Consider the following 15024-nt stretch of genomic DNA (forward strand, 5'->3'; position numbering starts at 1 on the left):
TTTAACCAACAGCACAGAGTCATCAGATAATAGGGATTTGAAGTGTAATTTATTAGTGTGTTGTAACTAATAAACTGTCCGGCTGGATGGCTGGAAGACAAGAGGATACGGTCCTGTGAAAGAACTCTGTATCAGCCGCAGCCAGGCGTTCTGGTGTCGGATAGCAGGCCCACCTTATGCCGTGAGAAAGCAATTGTTATAAAGTCCGGTTAACTGATTCCTTTCCTCGTCTTATTCCAGCAACAGATTATAAAACGCTCAGAAGAAGATCCTAAGCGCCGGTTGACATGCCCCTAGCAGAAAATAACGATGAGCACAGCGCGATTAACGGCGGGCAGTCTTTCACGCGATAAATGCACCTGAAGACAGGCGCATAAAGACGCCCCTATCGGCTGCCTGACCCGGAATGTAAGGGTGGACCAGCGCAAAATCTGGCTCAGCAACTTCATGTCTACAGAAGGGAGACTACAGACAGCGGTCCGGCCTTACTCCCCGGCCTGAGCGGTTCAGGCTTTGCTCCGGACTAAACAATTCCTTATCAGGTATCCGGCTCCGCTGATAACCCGTTCTCTCTCTGCGAAGGATTGCGCTGTCGTCGGCAACGTTCCGAGCAGTACATCACTTCGTCCCAGCACCGTTCCCATTTTTTTCGCCATGTCATCGGTTTTTTGCACGTTTTACAGTAGCGAACCGGTAACGACTTTTTATTACCTTTAAACACGTCAGCTTCCCCGTAATAGCCTCTTTACTGCACATTTTCTGTAAGTGTAGCTCATCGCCTGTTGCGGTAAGCGAAAAGGAGGATAAAACAAAGCCAGCTTCAGAATCTCTGTGTCGGCGTTCGCAGATGGCACTTTTAACAGGCCCCGGTACGCTGAGATAAAAAACATAATGCGGAATCCTCAGGACAGAATGAATAAACAGCGACAATACCGATGACGCAGACGCTTTAAGATTGTTACCCTCTCTGAGAGGATTACTTATGGTCTTCACAGCTGAGAATTTAAACGCAGCAGGATGACACTTGTCAGCGAAATGTTGTCAGAAAGATTGTCCTGCTACCGTCACATAATCCATGCAGCAGCCTCAGGGCTTGTACCTCAATGTCGAGAGATAAGTTCATCCATCTGGTCTGCAAAGTAACAGGTGTCCTCATTTGCTCACTATGGTTAAAAAATGCATGACATACGTAAATAATTAATCTGAGCATGGAGAAACAGGCCGACAGGGTGACGAGATTCTGTGCATATATTTTTATCCCGGCTCAGCCTGAGCGGCAATTTTCTGAAAGTACAGTACCGTGTACGGATTCCGGATTTTAACCACTGACAAAATAAATAATTATCAGCATGTTACAAATAACCATTATTAATGAGCAACCTGTGAATTATTTTTCCCCATGTAGCCGGTTGCTTTCTTTTTCTCTATTCCCCTCAGCGCAGTGCTCTGCAGACCGGGCACGGTGCGCATGGCGGGCCATTTAACCTGCAGAGTAAAGGAGGCCGGGATTAGCGAAGCGTGGGAGTCAGAAAATCTTCCGCAAGGGACGATAATCCATCACGTGACTAAATTATTCAGCACATCAGGGGAAGCATTCTTTTGACATTTTGAGCGACGACCGTAAAAAAAGAGTAACTTTACTTTTGTTTAAGGTGAATACGTTAATCAGAGTTTAAACTCTCAGAAAAAGAGATTAATATGTCAGCGTTGAACTCCCGGTTCTGTATTATGATTGTTCGAAGGCAAGCATTTAAAACAGCAGGTCTGACGAAAAGCATCAGCGTGAACCCGCTCTTCTGTATTTTATTATCTGAACATGACTATGGTGACTTTGATGAGTGACACTCTCAACAGCTTGAATAATATCCGCACCCTTCGCGCCAATGCTCGCGAGCTTGACCTTGCTGCTCTGGAAGAAATGCTTGAAAAACTGTCGGTTGTCGTCAGTGAGCGTCGTGAAGAAGCACAGGCTTCCGAAGCGGCTAATCGTGAAAAAGCAGAAAAACTGGCGAAATATCGTGAACTGCTGCTGCAGGAAGGTATCGATCCCAATGAACTGTTAAATGGCATGCAGGCTGCACCTACAGAGAAGAAAAAACGCGCACCTCGCCCTGCTAAATATCAGTACACTGATGAAAACGGCGAGGTTAAACAGTGGACTGGCCAGGGCCGTACGCCTTCAGCCATTAAAGCCGCGATTGATTCAGGTAAATCGCTGGACGATTTCCTGATCTAATACCGGCTGCTATGATGACAACCGCCAGCGTTCCTCTCTGGCGGTTTTTTACATTTTTTATTACTCATGCAGACCATTCCTGATTTCAGGACATCCGGTTAACACTGCGCACTGACTTACTCCTGAAGTTTTTCGCTTTTAACCTGATTACGCCCTGCCCGCTTAGCCCGATATAACGCCTCGTCTGCCCGCTCTATCAGCGTTTTTTCTGCCTCTCCTGTTTCAGCGGCGAGATATACGGCGCAGCCTGCACTCAGAGTGACATGCTTTTGTGGCAATTCCGTTGTGAGATGCGGAATTGCAAGCTGACTGACGGCGGCAATGACAGACTCTGCAAGAGTCATCGCCGCAGCGAGGGGCTGCTCCGGCAGAATAATGGCGAACTCTTCACCACCATACCGGGCTGCAAGTTCCTTTTTACGCCGTACTGTATTTTTCAGTACCGTGGCCACTTTTTTCAGACACTCGTCACCAGCAACATGGCCATAGGTGTCGTTGTAACGTTTGAAATAATCGATATCGAACAAAATTAACGACACTGGCTGTCCACGCCGCTCTGCTCGCTTCAGGCTTTCAGCCAGCCTTTCATCGAAATGACGCCGGTTGGCGACGCTCGTCAGCCCATCGTTTTGAGCCATGTTTTCCAGCGCACGATTCGCCGCAGTCAGTTCATCGTGTAACCGGGTCAGCTCCAGCTGATAACGCAGCGTATGACGAGCCTGGCGCAGTACAAATGAGCCCAGTACGAGAATCATCAGCAGCAGTGCCGCATTCAGAATCAGATCATGTACCCAGCTTTTCAGCCTGTGAGTGAAAAGTGCATGCCTGTCATAGCCCGCAGCAACCACCAGAGGATAACGCTGTGAGCGGACAAAACCGAAGATGCGTTTTTTGCCATCCAGCGCGGCGGTCCACTGGCCGCTGCCTTTATCCGAGTTCGCCAGCATTCTGAGAAACAGCGGACTGACTGAAAGATTTTTACCGATGTAACTCTGCGACATCGGACGGGCATAAAGTACCGTACTGTCGGCCAGCATCAGTACCAGCACATCGCCATCGCTGAGTTCATAATAGCTGTAGAAGCGGCGAAAATAGTCCACTTTGATAGTGGCCAGTAAAACACCCCGGAAGCTGTTAAAGGCATCGTTCACCCGAAGCGTAACCGGGATGACCAGCTCGTGAGTCGTGCGGCTGCGCAGCACAGGACCAACGTGAAGATTATCGCGCGGACTGGCGCGATGATAATCGAAATACTCGCGGTCGGAATTATCAATGCCTGGCGGTACGCTGCTCATGGAGGTCGCGACCCAGGTTCCCTGAGCATCATAGTAAAACAGACCGTGAAGCTGCGGCAGGCGGCTCTGCAACAGACGCATCGTCTGGCTGAGCGCCTCACCATCCACCTCAGTCGCGGCCATCTGCTTTTCCAGCTCGCGCTGAACTTCGCGTAACGCGATTTCAGTCTGCAGGAACGTATCATCCGCCTGACGCGCCTGAGATAACGACAGATTAACGGCCATATCTTCAGCTTTACCCACGGTTTCATACCAGTCTTCACGCAGCATCCACAAATTCAGGCTGACGACCGTTGCAGTGAGCACTACCCCTGAGAGTATGATGCTTCTCAGCAAGGGTGAGATAACAGACGGCGGACTATCGTTTTTATGGCGGAACTTCATGCCAGTCCTTAATAAACTCTTTGCACGATTTAAACACAGTCAGCCAGAAGTAAAAGTGCTCCCGCTTTGATCGCGTGTCTGTCGCGCTGATTTTCATTCAGCCAGCATATTTCGCTCAAATCGCGTCCCTGGCTGGCCTATTCAGTATCTCGCATGAAACTATAGTAGCGAATAAAGTTGTGCCGACGCTTCAAATTTCAGGCAGGGTAATGTTACCCTTGCCTGCTGAATAATTTGCACTTGATTGATTGGCTTGAGTATTTGAGGAATTTTATGAGTAAGAACCTGAACAACCTGAACAATATCCGCACCCTCCGTGCTGAGGCGCGCAATATTGAGCTGGCTGTGCTGGAAGAATTACACCAGAAATTTAAGACCGTGGTAACCGAACGCCGTGAAGAAGAGAGTGCGCGGGAAGCCGAAGCACATAAAAAAGCAGAAAAGCTGGCGTTTTACCAGGAGCTGTTAATGGAAGAGGGAATTAACCCTGCGGAACTGGTCAATAGCCTCTCTCCTGCCGGGACCGCGAAAAAGAAACGTGCGAAGCGTCCGGCAAAATATCGCTACAGTGATGAGAACGGTCAGGTGCATGAATGGACCGGTCAGGGGCGTACCCCATCCGTGATTAAAGCCGCCATCGATAACGGCGGATCGCTGGATGATTTCCTGATTCCGGTGCCATAAGTTTCTGCCGGGCGGGTAATACGCGACACCCATGTGACAGTGGATACGCCGGGAACGAATCTGCTGGCTGAAAAGGAAAAAAATGCCGCAGCGTGCTGCGGCATTTTATGTCCCAGGGTCGTCAGAAATCGGCTTTCAATACCACACGGTAATTCGCTTTACCGGCACGGACATGATCCAGCGCGTTATTGATGTCTGACATCGGGAAGAACTCAACCTGCGGCGCAATATCCGCGCGAGCAGCAAGTTTCAGCAGCGACCGCAGCTGACCCGGTGAGCCGGTTGATGAACCGGTCACGGCTTTATCGCCCATGATCAGTTCAAACGCACTGACTTCAATCGGCTTGAGCACTGCACCCACCGTGTGGAATTTACCGTGCGGAGCCAGCGCCGCAAAATAAGGTTTCCAGTCCAGATTGACTGCGACGGTGCTCAGGATCAGATCAAAACGGCCCGCCTGCTGCTTCAGCGCTTCAGGATCGCGGCTGTTAACCACTTCATCCGCACCCATGTCCAGAATGGACTGTTTCTTCTCCGGCGTAGAGCTGAATGCCACGACTTCTGCGCCCATTGCGCGCAGAATTTTGATCGCAATATGACCCAGACCACCGATACCGATCACGCCGACGCGGCTGGAGATCGAGATGTTGCTCATCAGCAGCGGTTTGAAGACGGTGATCCCGCCGCAGAGCAGCGGGCCTGCCGTCTCGGCGTCCAGTTTTTCGGGTAACGGAATTACCCACTGCCAGTCTGCGCGCAGCTTCTCGGCGAATCCGCCTTTGTTCATGATAGTAGGGATGCTGCCCTGATGGCAGTTAACGTGCTCACCATTTATACAGGCATCGCAGTGCTGACAGCTTTTCGCCGTCCAGCCAATACCTACACGCTGCCCCACAGAGAGACCTTTGTTTTTAGCCGCTGCGCCCAGCGCAGAAACGCGGCCAATCACTTCATGTCCTGCAATCACCGGGAACTGCGAGATGCCCCACTCGTTGTCGATCATCGACAGATCCGAGTGGCAGACACCACAGTACTCGACCTGGACTTCGACTTCTTCGGCTGCCAGTTCAGCGGCATCGTATTCGTAGAGTTCAAGGGCCTGGCCAGCCTGCATGGCTGCATAACTTTTAATTTTCATTCTTACCTCTGCGTGGTTAATCACCGACAAGTGTAACAACCTGACGACTGCTTTGCCTGGCCGTTACGCTTAGACCGCATTTTTTTGTCACTTTATTCAGTTAAATCAGGCCTTAACCTGTGCGCCGGAAAGCGTTTGTAACACTTTAAGCTGTGCGACGGCCTCCTGCATCGCGTCCATCCCCTGGGTCAGTTCGCGCAGGCTGCCAAGATGTTTCGCGATATCGGCGCGCTCATGGCGGGTCTGCTGACTCATGACAGCCAGCGTATCGGCTGCACTGATGCTGCGTTCTGCCATCTGTGCCGCAGTCTGAGCTGAATCGCTGGCCACCAGCCGGATACGTGAGATGGTTGAAACCGCCTCACCGATATTGCTGGCTGTGGCTTCAGCCTGCTCTTTTGAGGAGTGCGCCAGTCGACGGACTTCCCCTGCCACCACCGCAAATCCCCGCCCCGCTTCACCGGCACGTGCCGCTTCAACAGCGGCGTTCAGCGCCAGAATATTGGTCTGGAAAGCAATGTTACTGATGCCGTGAGTAATCTCGTTAATTCCGTGAGAGATCTTTTCCAGATCGTCCAGTCCGTCATCCAGTCGCCCCTGCGCCTGCTGACTCTCAGTGGCAATGTGGCTGATGTTACGGATGCTGCTTTCGGCCAGGCTCAGCGTTTCCCCCTGGCTCTGAGTTGCCGTTTCCAGCACCGGCAGTGCCTCCATCAGCGGCGTCAGGGCCTGCTGATAGTTAATGACCCGGTCCAGCACGCGTGTCTGAATACTGTTCAGGGCTTCCCAGCGGCGTAACGCGCGCTGCGCATAGTGGGCGGCATAGCCGGCATACTCAACCGGGAATTGACGCATCGCTTTGACATCATGGTTAAAGAACACCAGTGCAGAGAGTGTCTGATTAATCGGCACACCCAGAATTTCGCCAAAACTGGAAAAACCGGCGGCCGCGATCCCCTTAAAAAAATGGGCATTGTGCAGCTGTGCGGCATTTCCAACCCGACGCAGAATACAGTCGTTCATCAGGATGGCCGCCGGTTTGCCATGCTGAGCAGTAAAAGCCTGCCACTCCTGCTGCGTTGTCTGACGGAAATCCTTCTCCTGCATCAGGTAAAGTCGATCGCCAAACTCAAGATCGCAGAAGAAGGTTACGCCGCCTGGCTCAATTTTGGCGATAGAGCGAATAAAGAACTCGCCACCGACTTTCACGCCGAAGGTTAACCCCTTCAGCCGGTCAGTCAGTTGCGCTTCGGTACAGCTAAGATAGTCACACAACGTTGCAACAAACGGTTGCTGCTGCCCCTGGCTGTTAAATACGGAGGTAACACTGCGTGCAACAGGATCGGCCTCCGCAATCAGCCAGCTCTGATCGCGGGGCGTAAAGTTCTGGCTTTTGAAAGGTGCAAATGATTTTCCGGGGGCCATCTGGCAGAAGACAATCACGGCTTTCCCCTGCAGTACCCGGCCACCGGTACCGATCCAGGTCCCATCAAATGTGACTTTTCCGCCCGCTGAACCCCCAATCGCCAGGCAGGGAAAGCGTCCGCTGTTATACCAGGCCTGCATCAGAAAGCCCTCTGAGGCTGACAGTCCATCGCAGTAAATCATCGCGAAGGTGTGCTCGGCCGACAGCGGCATCCGGACCGGCAGTCGCATCAGCTCCTGCTGTATGGCGGTAATGCGCTGACTGGCGGTCTGCGAGTCATTAACGTGCAGATCGACGATATGCATCTCATGACGGGCTATCAGGCTGTCTGGCAGCCAGAGATAGCTTCCTTCCGGACCATTGCCGTCGCAGTAGGTACTCTCCGCGCGGCTGCTGCTCAGCGCACCGTTTGAGGAGAGCGTCAGCACCGTCAGGCTGGTGGAGTTAAAACGCTGCCATGCCTGGCTGACGCGATGGAAATCCGCTTCGGGCGGAACGAACGTCATCAGGATCCCCCCGCGCGTGAGCTTAATCCAATCGCGCTGAGTGAAGCCGGCAAAGCACGGCAATCCCAGGTGCCATTGGCTGGCTGACTGCCCTGCCGGAAAGAGGAAGCAGCCAGAGATCTTTTGATCGTCTTCAGGATGGACATATTATTATTTTCGCTTTTATTTAAGTAATCTGCGCTGAATCAGCGCTTTCTGGTGTGTGTAAAAGGAGGGCTAAAGGCAGGTCCGTTCGCATTCAGAACTCGGCGCTGAAGGTCAGATTCATCAATGATCGACCTGTTCAGCGCCAATGGATTATCGCCAGCAGTGTAAAAATCTTTAGCGATTGCTGTAATGAGTTTACTCCGTTATTTTGTTGCAATTATGTAGCGTAAAATAAGCTGTATCGGCAGTTGTACAGAGTATGATAGTCCATCTGAGTTACACTTTTTTACATCCTGCGTGCCAGACGAAATGTTACCTGTCAGGATTTGCAGAAGCAGATTTGTTGACGGTTTGCTGAGCGCAAGCGGAGGCAGGTGAAGGCTGATTCGGAAAGCGGGCTGAAACCCTTTTTCACTGCGTCAGGATGAGAATCGGAACGGGTATTTGGTGCCGATCCTCTTTGCCACACACCGACGCTTCCGGTGATAACGACAGTGGCAGAAGGGAAAAAAAACGCGTACGGTGGGGGGGTTACCGTATCCGTACGTACGGGCAATCGCGGGCAGATTTAATGCTTATGCTGCTCATGCCAGTGCCTACCGAAGCGCGCGCGCTTCGGCAGCCAGATCACGTAAACCGGGCAACGTATCGCCGGAACCGTAACCCATCGATCTGGTCGCTTTCTGCTGCTCATCCTGCGCAGCAAAGGTAAGCGTCTCCGCCAGCGGCTGCCAGTCACTGCCCTGCTGCCGGTAAATCACCGCATAAGCGGGCGTCTGTGCATCCTCACCATAGATTTCATATTTCTGCTTCTGATTCTCAGAACCCAGCTCTACTGTGTCGATCAAGGTCGCGTCAGCTATAGCCTTCTCCTTTTTCTTCAGGCCTTTGAGCGTAGTTTATCCGTCGCTCTCCTGCCGCAAAGAAACCAGGGCGAGAAATAAATTGCCCGCTTATCAACGATGTCGCGTCCTGTATTTGCATAACCGAAGCGGAGGGCTATGCTTCCTGCTGTGACTAGCTAGTCCTTTTTATCTCACGGAACATTGATATGAGGTCTTCCTATGACACAACAGAAATACAGAGGTGGCGCCGGCAATTTTGCCAACGATCCCGAACGAGCGAGTGAAGCTGGCAGTGCAGGAGGCAAAGTCAGTGGGGGCAATTTCAAAAATGATCATGAAAAAGCCAGGGAAGCCGGTCGGAAAGGAGGCAAAGTCAGTCGACGTCCTTCTAAGTAATTCTGAATAAAGCGCTTTAGGACGTTTTACGCCATGGACAGGCATTTTCCATATTCCCTCTCCTGTTTGTTAACTGAGTGCTTTTCTGGGCAGAATCCATGCCTGTGTATTAATGACCTCGCGATACAGAGTGAATCTGATAATAGGCTGACCAAAATGCCGATACCTGACTATCCTGATATTCAGGACATGAATCAGGAGAGAATAATGAAATTTTTTTACTTCGTTTCGCTTATCGGCTCTGCACTCTATTTATTAATCTTTCTGCCCAAACTGCGTACCCGTCGTGAACCTATAGCCTATTGGGGATCCTGGGTATATCTTGGTGCAAATGCGATTTTCTGGGCTGTGTATGGTGTCCTGCATTATATTTAGCCCGGAGGGTTAAACCGAACCCGCAAAGCCATTCCTGTGTGCCGACGTGCTCCTCAACACAATATAACGCCGTTATAGTGTGTTAGGCGTTATCGCTTCGTTATTTCACCTTCACTATTATGAGCCTCTGCCAGCCGGAGGCATGACGGAAAGCAAAAGGGCATCAGACGTTATGCAGCGGGAAGCAATCATTTCTCCTTCTGTTCCGTTGTGGGATATAGTGGCCGCCTTATCGTAAACATCTTTGCATAACAGGTAACATCAGCAATGGCTCTGATCCCAAAAAACTATTCGCGGCTGGAAAGTGGCTACCGTGAGAAGGCGCTTAAACTCTATCCCTGGGTCTGTGGACGTTGCTCACGCGAGTTTGTCTACTCCAACCTGCGTGAACTGACAGTGCATCATATCGATCACGACCATACTAATAATCCGGAAGATGGCAGTAACTGGGAGTTACTCTGTCTTTACTGTCACGATCATGAGCACTCGAAGTACACCGAGGCCGATCAGTATGGCACCCGCGTAATTGCAGGTGAAGATGCTCAGAAAGATGTCGGTGAAGCAACCTACAACCCTTTCGCTGACCTGAAAGCGATGCTGAATAAAAAGAGATAACGCTGGCACCTGCAGCCTGTCAGAGACGTGAGTGCTTTGTGCCTGGATCCGTCCTCTTCTGAATCGGGGATATCGCATCCTGTGGCTGACATGCTGGCGCGCAACCTTTTTTTCATAACGTCAGCGCGACTCAGGCATCTGACCTGATGAGCAGCCCGGCAAGAAGACAGACTCAACATTCAGCGATAAACACGGAACAGACGCATGATTTCAAAGAAGAATGCAGAACATTATAACTGGGGAGAAGGATGCGACGGCTGGTACCTGATGAACCGTCCGGATATGTTAATTATTCACGAGAAAATGCCACCCGGCACCTGTGAAAAAAGACACTTTCATGCTTCCTCCAGGCAGTTCTTCTTTGTTCTTCAGGGGGTGCTGACGATGGAGCTGGATGGCACATTCCACGATATCGCTGCGCATCAGGGTATCGAAATTCCGCCACAGGCCAGTCATCAGGCGCAGAATAAGCGCGATGAACCTGTCGAGTTTATGGTGATTTCACATCCCACGACGCGGGGAGATCGCACTGACGTTTCATGATCGTTAATCAGCCTGGATCATCCCTCCCGCAGATAATGCCCGGCTCTCTGACCTGAGCGGCTATCCGGTTTCCGGACAGGGGAACAGAAGGGTTAAATGCTATGTCAGATCGGCCGGCTTACTGCCCGATGTGGCAGGTTAACAGAGGCCGGTTTCATCTGCTGTCAGCGCGACTGCACCTCAGCCTTCGTCCATTCCGGTCAAAGCAGGAGTGATGTTGCGCAAAGCCAGTAAGGATAAGGCGAGGTCGGGACAATCAGCTTCATCCGGGAGTGACTTGCTCTGCTGAACAGAATGTGCGGTCATCACCTGCCGTTATTTACGATTAAACTTCTGCATCATCCGGCTTTTGAAACGTTAATGATGCTTTGCGAGTGACCGGCTCACACTGGCCCAGAGACAACAGCAGGCTAACATAAAGGCCGCATTATTTTCCGGGCAAGGTTATTACGCTGACTAAGCTTTAAAAAAGCGGGTTACTTATCTCAGGCCGTCGCATTTGATGACAGCGCATCTGTTTCTGAACCATTTACTGGCTGGCCTTTCCGGCTGTCTTTCCCTTATCCCCCATGCGGTGTTTCTTATTCGGTTCGTTAATCAAGCCAGTCAGGGTGTATCGAAACATTTTGAGAAAGATTTTCAGTAAATACCTGCCAGAACCACCGTCGCTCTGCGTTTTTATGTACCAGGATTATCCCACAACTAAATAGAGACAATGTGGGGCATTATGAAAGAGCAAAATCGCACAAACGGCATCGCACCCTATGACGGTGCGGCTGGCGGCTGGGGCGCCTTAAAGGCCGTTGCCGATGCGATCCGTGGCCAGATGGCGGTAAAACAGGATGTGATCGCCCTGTTCAAAGTCAATCAGCCTCAGGGCTTTGACTGTCCGGGCTGCGCCTGGCCCGATCCGCAACACGCTTCTTCATTTGAATTTTGTGAAAACGGTGCAAAAGCCGTTTCATGGGAAGCTACCAGCAAGCGCACCACACCGGATTTTTTTGCCGCACACACGGTGAGCGAACTGTGGGAACGCAGTGCCCTGCATCTGGAGGGAGAAGGCCGGCTGACCCATCCGATGAAATATGATGCCGCGACCGACACCTATCAGCCCATCGAGTGGGAAACAGCCTTCCGGGAGATCGGTGAGCATCTGCGCAGCTACGATGACCCGGATAGCGTGGAGTTCTATACCTCAGGCCGCGCCTCGAATGAAGCGGCATTTCTGTGGCAGCTCTTCGCCCGCGAGTATGGCACCAACAATTTCCCCGACTGTTCGAACATGTGCCACGAGCCGACCAGCGTCGGACTGCCGGAGTCGATTGGTGTAGGGAAAGGCACGGTCGAACTGGAAGATTTCGATCACTGCGACCTGGTGCTCTGCATTGGCCATAACCCCGGCACCAACCATCCGCGCATGCTTGGCACGCTGCGGGAAGTCTCTAAACGCGGGGCCACTATCGTCGCGATTAACCCGCTGCGGGAACGTGGCCTGGAACGCTTTACCTCACCACAGAGCCCCATCGAGATGCTCTCCATGAGCTCGACCGAGCTGGCTTCGACCTACTACAAAGTGCGGGTCGGTGGTGATGCGGCGATGCTGAAAGGGGTGATGAAGATCCTGCTCAGCATGCATGAAGAGGCGCTGAGCGCGGGCAAACCGGGTGTTATTGATGACGCATTTATCCGTGAACACACGGAAGGCTTCGATGCGCTGAAAGCGGACCTGGAGAGCACCGACTGGGCGCATATTCTGAAAGTCTCCGGCATGGCGCGTGAAGAGATCCAGCATATTGCCCGTCTCTACGCCAGCGCAGAACGCACCATCATCTGCTATGGCATGGGGATTACTCAGCACCAGTACGGCACTCAGAACGTACAGCAGATTGCTAACCTGCTCCTGATGCGCGGCAACATCGGCAAGCCCGGTGCAGGCATCTGTCCGTTACGCGGTCACTCCAACGTGCAGGGCGACCGCACAGTCGGTATCACCGAGATCCCGCCACAGTCGCTGCTGGATAACCTGGAAAAAGTGTTTGGCTTCCGTCCGCCGCAGAAGCATGGCCATGGCGCGATTGAGGCGATCAAGGCGATGCGCGATGGCAAGGCGAAAGCACTGCTCTGCCTCGGCGGTAACCTGGCGGAGGCAATTTCCGATCCGCAGGTGACCTTCCCGGCCATGCGCAGCCTCGACCTGGTCGTGCACATGGCAACCAAGCTGAACCGTTCACATCTGCTGCTCGGTAAGCACAACTATCTGCTGCCGGTACTCGGCCGGACCGAGACTGACATGCAGGCAAGTGGTGCACAGAGCGTTACCGTGGAAGATTCAATGTCGATGGTGCATGCCTCGCGTGGCTCACTGAATCCGGCGTCGCCGCATCTGAAATCTGAACCGGCGCTCGTCGCCTCACTGGCAAAAGCAACCCTGCCGGACAGTGTGGTTGACTGGTCAGCCCTGGTTGCCGACTACAGCCGCATCCGCGACGCAATCGAGGCGGTTTTCCCGGCGTTTGAAAACTTTAACCAGCGTATCCAGCATCCTGGTGGCTTCCGGCTCTATAACGCGGCGTCTGAGCGCGTCTGGCTGACGCCTTCCGGTCGTGCACAGTTCAAAGTGATGCAAGGCATCAATGAAGACCCCCGATCGTTTAAGTGTCATGATCTGGTACTGACCACGCTGCGCAGTCACGATCAGTACAACACCACGCTTTACGGGCTCAATGACCGCTATCGTGGCGTAACGGGCCGTCGCGATGTGCTGTTTATCAATGCCCAAGAGGCAGAAAAACGACAGCTGCAAGTCGGCGATCGCGTCGATCTGGTGGCGCTGGACCCGGAGGGTAATCCCACTTCGCGTCAGATGAAAAACCTGACTATCGCGATTATTGATATGGCACCGGGTTCAGTGGGGACTTACTACCCGGAAGCGAACGTGATGGTTCCGCTTGACAGTCACGATACCAAAAGCGGCATTCCGGCTTACAAAAGCATACCGATCGCCATGACGCGCGTTACTGATAAAACCGAAACCACTTCGGGCGTATTACGGTAACCTGCGGCGTTAACACGGCTGCTTTCAGCATGACCGGCTAACCGGTCATGCTGTTTCAGGTGTCTGCCTTTCGTCTTGTTCTTCCGCTTTCTCTTCCAGCATGCCTCTCATGAAGCACTGCGCGTAAAGCATCACCTGCTCTGGCATCGTATACACTACAAAGCGAAAACCGCTTTCATAAACGATCATCTCTTAACTGCCTGCGCTGACGCTCAGCGCCCTACCGGAAGATTGCCATGTTTCACCTGATTTTCAGCCTACCCAGCTGGTATGTTATTGCGCGCGTTATCATTCCTTTGTCTCTGCCTCTGGCCCTGAAAATCCTGCTCTCCGCCCTGGTACTGCTGGCTTCGCAGTATCTGCTGGTGAGTCGCTTCACGTCGGGCGGCCTCTTTTCCGCTGAAATGCCCCGCATCATCATCATTCTGTTCAACTGGGCCTACAGCACTGTTCTGCTGCTGGCGATATTGCAGATGCTGATGGATGCCGTGATGCTGCTCGCCCTGCTGCTGCGTCATCCGCTGGAGCTGTCACCCGGCGTGCGTTATCTGGCCGCTGGGCTGGCGATGGTGCTGGCGGTGATCGGTGTTCAGCAGGCCATCCGGGTTCCCCCCGTGAAAGAGGTGACGCTGGTGTTGCCCAACCTGCCCGCGGCGTTCGAGGGTTATCAGCTTCTGCAGCTCACGGACCTGCATATCACCCGACTGTTTAATGCTGCCTGGACCCGCGCAACGGTGGCGCGGGCGATGTCCCTGAATGCCGATCTGATCGTGGTGACGGGCGATGTGATCGATGGCAGCCTGGCGCACAGGCGGCAGGATGTTGCGCCGCTGAGCGGGCTTGCCGCCCGTGACGGCGTCTGGGCGATTACCGGCAACCACGAATATTTTTTTCATCAGGCCATCTGGACAGCGCATCTGGCGTCGCTGGGGCTGCAGCCACTGCTTAACAGCCATACGGTTATCCGGCGCGGCAATGCAAAACTGGTCATTGCCGGTCTGCCGGATGTTTCCGCGAACGGCAGAAATGCGACCGGGCCCGATCTGGCGCAAGCGCTGGCTCAGGCGCCGGACGACGCGCCGGTGATCCTGCTGGACCATCAGCCCCGTAATGCCCGACAGAACGCAGCGCAGGGCGTGGATGTTCAGCTCTCCGGCCATACGCATGGCGGCCTGATTATCGGACTGGATCGGCTGTTTGCGAAGCCCAATGGCGGATTTGTCTCCGGGCTTTATCAGGTCGACGGGATGCAGCTCTATGTGAATAACGGCACAGCGCTCTGGCCAGGGATGGCGGTCCGGCTGGGCCGCCCCTCGGAGCTGACACGGATCACCCTGCGTCGTCAGCCTTAGTGGCTCATGTTAAGCGATCGGTGGGCG

At 53.0% G+C, this 15024-nt stretch carries 12 protein-coding genes and 1 pseudogene; 7 read left to right on the top strand and 6 right to left on the bottom strand.

Features of this window, described 5'->3' with window-relative positions; all coding sequences use genetic code 11:
* Positions 1-538: 538 nt before the first annotated feature.
* Positions 539-721: a DUF2256 domain-containing protein gene (locus ACLHDD_RS18075; protein WP_427105242.1), complete on the bottom strand. Its 183-nt coding sequence runs from the start codon at positions 719-721 to the stop codon at positions 539-541.
* Positions 722-1834: 1113 nt separating this feature from the next.
* Here ACLHDD_RS18075 and ACLHDD_RS18080 point away from each other — a divergent pair.
* Positions 1835-2236 carry an H-NS family nucleoid-associated regulatory protein gene (locus ACLHDD_RS18080; RefSeq protein ID WP_427105243.1) on the top strand — a complete coding sequence of 134 codons (402 nt, stop codon included), beginning with the start codon at positions 1835-1837 and terminating at the stop codon, positions 2234-2236.
* A 116-nt stretch (positions 2237-2352) separates the two neighbouring features.
* On the opposite strand, the gene ACLHDD_RS18085 is transcribed toward ACLHDD_RS18080, so the two are convergent.
* Positions 2353-3915 carry a sensor domain-containing diguanylate cyclase gene (locus ACLHDD_RS18085; RefSeq protein ID WP_427105244.1) on the bottom strand — a complete coding sequence of 521 codons (1563 nt, stop codon included), beginning with the start codon at positions 3913-3915 and terminating at the stop codon, positions 2353-2355.
* A gap of 273 nt (positions 3916-4188) precedes the next feature.
* On the opposite strand from ACLHDD_RS18085, the gene ACLHDD_RS18090 reads away from it, so the two are divergent.
* Positions 4189-4599: an H-NS family nucleoid-associated regulatory protein gene (locus ACLHDD_RS18090; RefSeq protein ID WP_427105245.1), complete on the top strand. Its 411-nt coding sequence runs from the start codon at positions 4189-4191 to the stop codon at positions 4597-4599.
* Positions 4600-4720: 121 nt separating this feature from the next.
* On the opposite strand, the gene ahr is transcribed toward ACLHDD_RS18090, so the two are convergent.
* The 3 genes and pseudogenes from ahr to ACLHDD_RS18105 all read right to left on the bottom strand — a co-directional run bounded on the left by ahr (position 4721) and on the right by ACLHDD_RS18105 (position 8664).
* The gene (ahr, locus tag ACLHDD_RS18095) at positions 4721-5737 is read right to left on the bottom strand and encodes an NADPH-dependent aldehyde reductase Ahr (RefSeq protein WP_427105246.1); all 1017 of its coding nucleotides are present in this window, start codon (positions 5735-5737) and stop codon (positions 4721-4723) included.
* A 105-nt stretch (positions 5738-5842) separates the two neighbouring features.
* Positions 5843-7815: pseudogene (locus ACLHDD_RS18100) on the bottom strand (methyl-accepting chemotaxis protein).
* A gap of 597 nt (positions 7816-8412) precedes the next feature.
* Positions 8413-8664, bottom strand: a complete 252-nt coding sequence (locus tag ACLHDD_RS18105; protein WP_427105247.1) for a hypothetical protein — start codon at positions 8662-8664, stop codon at positions 8413-8415.
* A 216-nt stretch (positions 8665-8880) separates the two neighbouring features.
* On the opposite strand from ACLHDD_RS18105, the gene ACLHDD_RS18110 reads away from it, so the two are divergent.
* The 4 genes from ACLHDD_RS18110 (at position 8881) to ACLHDD_RS18125 (ending at position 13645) form a co-directional block, all read left to right on the top strand.
* On the top strand, positions 8881-9057 hold the full coding sequence (locus ACLHDD_RS18110; RefSeq protein ID WP_111138321.1) for a general stress protein: 177 nt from the start codon (positions 8881-8883) through the stop codon (positions 9055-9057).
* A 642-nt stretch (positions 9058-9699) separates the two neighbouring features.
* Positions 9700-10047, top strand: a complete 348-nt coding sequence (gene yajD, locus ACLHDD_RS18115) for an HNH nuclease YajD (RefSeq protein WP_427105248.1) — start codon at positions 9700-9702, stop codon at positions 10045-10047.
* Positions 10048-10251: 204 nt separating this feature from the next.
* Entirely contained in the window at positions 10252-10590 is a 339-nt protein-coding gene (locus tag ACLHDD_RS18120) for a cupin domain-containing protein (RefSeq protein ID WP_427105249.1), read from the top strand.
* Positions 10591-11317: 727 nt separating this feature from the next.
* Positions 11318-13645, top strand: coding sequence for an FdhF/YdeP family oxidoreductase (locus ACLHDD_RS18125; RefSeq protein WP_427105250.1), 2328 nt, complete (start codon positions 11318-11320; stop codon positions 13643-13645).
* Between the two features lie 45 nt (positions 13646-13690).
* On the opposite strand, the gene ACLHDD_RS18130 is transcribed toward ACLHDD_RS18125, so the two are convergent.
* Positions 13691-13834, bottom strand: a complete 144-nt coding sequence (locus ACLHDD_RS18130) for a hypothetical protein (RefSeq protein WP_427105251.1) — start codon at positions 13832-13834, stop codon at positions 13691-13693.
* Positions 13835-13881: 47 nt separating this feature from the next.
* Between ACLHDD_RS18130 and ACLHDD_RS18135 the strand changes: the two genes are divergently transcribed.
* Positions 13882-14997, top strand: coding sequence for a metallophosphoesterase (locus tag ACLHDD_RS18135; protein ID WP_427105252.1), 1116 nt, complete (start codon positions 13882-13884; stop codon positions 14995-14997).
* Positions 14998-15024: the final 27 nt, after the last annotated feature.

The sequence above is a fragment of the Pantoea sp. NSTU24 genome (assembly GCF_050157905.1).
Taxonomy (GTDB): domain Bacteria; phylum Pseudomonadota; class Gammaproteobacteria; order Enterobacterales; family Enterobacteriaceae; genus Pantoea.

Excerpts from the sequence above, each read along its gene's own strand:
- ACLHDD_RS18080 (WP_427105243.1), top strand. The coding sequence starts at position 1,835 with ATGAGTGACACTCTCAACAGCTTGAATAATATCCGCACCCTTCGCGCC.
- ACLHDD_RS18085 (WP_427105244.1), bottom strand. The coding sequence starts at position 3,915 with ATGAAGTTCCGCCATAAAAACGATAGTCCGCCGTCTGTTATCTCACCC.
- ACLHDD_RS18090 (WP_427105245.1), top strand. The coding sequence starts at position 4,189 with ATGAGTAAGAACCTGAACAACCTGAACAATATCCGCACCCTCCGTGCT.
- ahr (WP_427105246.1), bottom strand. The coding sequence starts at position 5,737 with ATGAAAATTAAAAGTTATGCAGCCATGCAGGCTGGCCAGGCCCTTGAA.
- ACLHDD_RS18110 (WP_111138321.1), top strand. The coding sequence starts at position 8,881 with ATGACACAACAGAAATACAGAGGTGGCGCCGGCAATTTTGCCAACGAT.
- yajD (WP_427105248.1), top strand. The coding sequence starts at position 9,700 with ATGGCTCTGATCCCAAAAAACTATTCGCGGCTGGAAAGTGGCTACCGT.
- ACLHDD_RS18120 (WP_427105249.1), top strand. The coding sequence starts at position 10,252 with ATGATTTCAAAGAAGAATGCAGAACATTATAACTGGGGAGAAGGATGC.
- ACLHDD_RS18125 (WP_427105250.1), top strand. The coding sequence starts at position 11,318 with ATGAAAGAGCAAAATCGCACAAACGGCATCGCACCCTATGACGGTGCG.
- ACLHDD_RS18130 (WP_427105251.1), bottom strand. The coding sequence starts at position 13,834 with ATGATCGTTTATGAAAGCGGTTTTCGCTTTGTAGTGTATACGATGCCA.
- ACLHDD_RS18135 (WP_427105252.1), top strand. The coding sequence starts at position 13,882 with ATGTTTCACCTGATTTTCAGCCTACCCAGCTGGTATGTTATTGCGCGC.